The organism is Streptomyces sp. NPDC059010 (assembly GCF_042740355.1).
GTDB lineage: Bacteria > Actinomycetota > Actinomycetes > Streptomycetales > Streptomycetaceae > Streptomyces.
Map to the genome: position 1 here is coordinate 143,034 of NZ_JBHYJA010000003.1, position 4,816 is coordinate 147,849.

A 4,816-nucleotide genomic window follows, 5' to 3' on the forward strand; every position below is an offset into this window, starting at 1 on the left:
TCGCTCCCGCGCCCGCGGTCCCCCCGGCGGGGGGGGGGGGGGGGGGCTGGGGCGGAGCCGTGGCCCGCCGCCCGCCCGCCGGCGCGCGGCCCCCCCCCCCCCCCCCTTCTCGGTGTCCGTCTCCTCGTGGTCGGTCAGTCCGTGCCGGACTCCATCGCGGCGCGGTCCAGGGCGCGGTCCTCCTCGGAGACCTCACCGCGGGAGGCGATGGCCTCGGCGCCGCCCTCGGGCAGCTCCGGCATGGTGCCGATCAGGCCGGTCGCGGCGGCCTGGGAGGCGCCGACGGTGGGGCTGCCGGTGCCGATCAGGCCGAGGCCGACGTACTGCTCCAGCTTGGCGCGCGAGTCGGCGATGTCGAGGTTGCGCATGGTGAGCTGGCCGATCCGGTCCACCGGGCCGAACGCCGAGTCCTCGGTGCGCTCCATGGACAGCTTGTCCGGGTGGTAGCTGAACGCCGGGCCGGTCGTGTCGAGGATCGAGTAGTCCTCGCCGCGCCGCAGCCGGAGGGTGACCTCGCCGGTGACGGCGGCGCCCACCCAGCGCTGCAGCGACTCACGGATCATCAGCGCCTGCGGGTCCAGCCAGCGGCCCTCGTACATCAGACGGCCGAGGCGCCGGCCCTCGTTGTGGTACTGGGCGAGGGTGTCCTCGTTGTGGATCGCGTTCACGAGGCGCTCGTACGCCGCGTGCAGCAGGGCCATGCCGGGGGCCTCGTAGATGCCGCGGCTCTTGGCCTCGATGATCCGGTTCTCGATCTGGTCGGACATGCCCAGGCCGTGACGGCCGCCGATGGCGTTGGCCTCCATCACCAGGTCGACGGGGGAGGCGAACTCCTTGCCGTTGACGGTGACCGGGCGCCCCTGCTCGAAGCCGATCGTCACGTCCTCGGGGGCGATCTCGACCGAGGGGTCCCAGAACCGGACGCCCATGATCGGCTCGACGGTCTCGACGCCGGTGTCCAGGTGCTCCAGGGTCTTGGCCTCGTGGGTGGCGCCCCAGATGTTGGCGTCCGTGGAGTACGCCTTCTCCGTCGAGTCCCGGTAGGGCAGCTTGTGGGTGACCAGCCACTCCGACATTTCCTTGCGGCCGCCGAGCTCGGTCACGAACGCCGCGTCCAGCCAGGGCTTGTAGATCCGCAGGTTCGGGTTGGCGAGCAGGCCGTAGCGGTAGAACCGCTCGATGTCGTTGCCCTTGAAGGTCGAGCCGTCGCCCCAGATCTGGACGTCGTCCTCAAGCATCGCCCGCACCAGCAGTGTGCCGGTGACGGCACGGCCCAGCGGCGTGGTGTTGAAGTACGCCCGCCCGCCCGAGCGGATATGGAACGCGCCGCAGGTGAGCGCGGCCAGGCCTTCCTCGACCAGGGCCGCACGGCAGTCGACCAGACGCGCGATCTCGGCGCCGTAGGTCTTGGCACGGCCGGGCACCGAGGCGATGTCGGGTTCGTCGTACTGGCCGATGTCAGCGGTGTAGGTGCACGGGACGGCGCCCTTGTCGCGCATCCAGGCGACCGCGACCGAGGTGTCGAGACCGCCCGAGAAGGCGATGCCGACGCGCTCGCCGGTGGGGAGGGAGGTGAGGACCTTGGACATAGGAAGAGTATGCATCAATACGCATGGTCATGCAAAGGGGGTGTGCGGGGCAAGGGGCGGGAGGGTTCGGTGCAGTGCTGTCGGCGGTCGCGGAAGGCGTCGATCGGGGTCGGAAAAACCGCCTCTGACACACGACAGGGAGGCCGGGCATGACCATCCCGGCCTCATGTACTAGAGTTATCTCGACATCGAGATATCTGCCGAGGCGCACCCGTAGCCGCACGCCCTCGTCGAGTCCGGCGCTAAGGGTTACCTAACTTAGCCTTACCTTAGCGGATCGGCCAAGATGCCGTGGCGGCAGGATCGTGGTGGTACGCGCACATCAATGAAGGAGACTGTCGTGTCGGCGAACAGCTTCGACGCCCGCAGCACGCTGCAGGTGGGCGACGAGTCGTACGAGATCTTCCGGCTGGACAAGGTCGAGGGCTCCGCGCGCCTCCCCTACAGCCTGAAGGTGCTGCTGGAGAACCTCCTCCGCACCGAGGACGGCGCGAACATCACCGCCGACCACATCCGCGCCCTCGGCAGCTGGGACTCCCAGAGCCAGCCGTCGCAGGAGATCCAGTTCACGCCGGCCCGCGTGATCATGCAGGACTTCACCGGCGTGCCCTGTGTCGTGGACCTCGCGACCATGCGTGAGGCCGTCGCGGCGCTCGGCGGCGACCCGGCGAAGATCAACCCGCTCTCGCCGGCCGAGATGGTCATCGACCACTCGGTCATCGCCGACAAGTTCGGCACCAACGACGCCTTCGCCCAGAACGTCGAGCTGGAGTACGGCCGCAACCGCGAGCGCTACCAGTTCCTGCGCTGGGGCCAGACCGCGTTCGACGACTTCAAGGTCGTCCCGCCCGGCACCGGCATCGTCCACCAGGTGAACATCGAGCACCTCGCGCGCACGGTCATGGTGCGCAACGGCCAGGCCTACCCCGACACCCTCGTCGGCACCGACTCGCACACCACCATGGTCAACGGCCTCGGCGTCCTCGGCTGGGGCGTCGGCGGCATCGAGGCCGAGGCCGCGATGCTCGGCCAGCCGGTCTCCATGCTCATCCCGCGTGTCGTCGGCTTCAAGCTCACCGGTGAGCTCACGCCGGGCACGACCGCCACCGACCTCGTGCTGACCATCACCGAGATGCTCCGCAAGCACGGCGTCGTCGGCAAGTTCGTCGAGTTCTACGGCGAGGGTGTGGCGGCCACGAGCCTCGCCAACCGCGCCACCATCGGCAACATGTCGCCGGAGTTCGGCTCCACCGCCGCGATCTTCCCGATCGACGGCGAGACCCTGAACTACCTCAAGCTCACCGGCCGCTCCGAGCAGCAGGTCGCGCTCGTCGAGGCGTACGCCAAGGAGCAGGGCCTCTGGCTGGACCCGAAGGCCGAGCCGGACTTCTCCGAGAAGCTGGAGCTGGACCTGTCGACGGTCGTCCCGTCGATCGCCGGCCCGAAGCGCCCGCAGGACCGCATCGTCCTGGCGAACGCCGCCGAGCAGTTCAAGCTGGACGTCCGCAACTACGTCGACGTCGTCGACGAGGCGGGCCAGGAGTCCTTCCCGGCCTCCGACGCCCCGGCCGTCGCCCCGAACGGCGCCCCGTCCAACCCGGTCACCGTGACCGCCCCCGACGGCTCGACGTACGAGATCGACCACGGTGCGGTGACGGTCGCGGCCATCACCTCCTGCACCAACACCTCCAACCCGTACGTCATGGTCGCCGCCGCGCTGGTGGCCAAGAAGGCGGTCGAGAAGGGCCTGACCCGCAAGCCGTGGGTCAAGACCACCCTCGCCCCGGGTTCGAAGGTCGTCACCGACTACTTCGACAAGGCGGGCCTGACCCCGTACCTCGACAAGGTCGGCTTCAACCTCGTCGGCTACGGCTGCACCACCTGCATCGGCAACTCCGGCCCGCTGCCGGAGGAGGTCTCCAAGGCCGTCAACGACCACGACCTCGCCGTCACCTCGGTCCTCTCCGGCAACCGGAACTTCGAGGGCCGTATCAACCCCGACGTCAAGATGAACTACCTGGCCTCCCCGCCGCTGGTCGTCGCGTACGCCATCGCGGGCTCCATGAAGGTGGACATCACGCGCGAGGCCCTGGGCGCCGACCAGAACGGCAACCCGGTCTTCCTGAAGGACATCTGGCCCTCCGAGGCCGAGGTCAACGACGTCGTGGCCAACGCCATCGGCGAGGACATGTTCTCCAAGTCCTACTCCGACGTCTTCGCGGGCGACGCCCAGTGGCAGGCCCTGCCGATCCCGACCGGCAACACCTTCGAGTGGGACGCCGAGTCGACGTACGTCCGCAAGCCCCCGTACTTCGAGGGCATGACGATGGAGACCACCCCGGTCTCGGACATCGCCGGCGCCCGCGTCCTGGCCAAGCTGGGCGACTCGGTCACCACCGACCACATCTCCCCGGCCGGTGCCATCAAGGCCGACACCCCGGCCGGCAAGTACCTCACCGAGCACGGTGTGGAGCGTCGTGACTTCAACTCCTACGGCTCGCGCCGAGGCAACCACGAGGTCATGATCCGCGGCACCTTCGCCAACATCCGTCTGCGCAACCAGATCGCGCCGGGCACCGAGGGCGGCTACACCCGCGACTTCACCCAGGCCGACGGCCCGGTGTCGTTCATCTACGACGCCTCGCAGAACTACCAGGCCGCCGGCATCCCGCTGGTCATCCTGGGCGGCAAGGAGTACGGCTCCGGCTCGTCCCGCGACTGGGCGGCCAAGGGCACGGCCCTGCTCGGCGTCAAGGCCGTCATCACCGAGTCGTACGAGCGCATCCACCGCTCGAACCTCATCGGCATGGGCGTCCTGCCGCTGCAGTTCCCGGCCGGCCAGTCGGCCGACTCGCTCGGCCTGACCGGCGAGGAGACCTTCTCCATCGCGGGCATCACCGAGCTGAACGAGGGCACCACCCCGAGCACGGTGAAGGTCACCACCGACACCGGTGTCGAGTTCGACGCGGTCGTCCGCATCGACACCCCCGGTGAGGCCGACTACTACCGCAACGGCGGCATCATGCAGTACGTGCTGCGCAACCTGATCCGCAAGTAAGCGATCAGGCAAGCGGTCAAGCAGGCAGTACGGCACGGCAGTTCAGTACGGCGGTGGGGGGGGGGCCCCCCCCCGGGGGGGGGGGGGGGCGCCCCCGGGGGGGGGGGGGAAATAACCCGACGCACACCCCACCCCCCCGGGGGCGCGCGGGGGGGACCCCCGGACGGGC

Annotated in this window: 2 protein-coding genes; one reads left to right on the top strand and one right to left on the bottom strand. The window is 69.5% G+C overall.

Translation table 11 applies throughout. From position 1 onward, the window contains the following. Positions 1 to 134: 134 nt before the first annotated feature. Entirely contained in the window at positions 135 to 1,589 is a 1,455-nt protein-coding gene (gene argG, locus ACFWYS_RS04415; protein WP_384763139.1) for an argininosuccinate synthase, read from the bottom strand. A 340-nt stretch (positions 1,590 to 1,929) separates the two neighbouring features. Here argG and acnA point away from each other — a divergent pair, with 340 nt between their 5' ends. Then, positions 1,930 to 4,647, top strand: coding sequence for an aconitate hydratase AcnA (gene acnA, locus ACFWYS_RS04420; RefSeq protein ID WP_384763142.1), 2,718 nt, complete (start codon positions 1,930 to 1,932; stop codon positions 4,645 to 4,647). Positions 4,648 to 4,816: the final 169 nt, after the last annotated feature.

Coding starts and splice junctions, on each gene's coding strand:
- argG (WP_384763139.1), bottom strand. CDS start 1,589: ATGTCCAAGGTCCTCACCTCCCTCCCCACCGGCGAGCGCGTCGGCATC.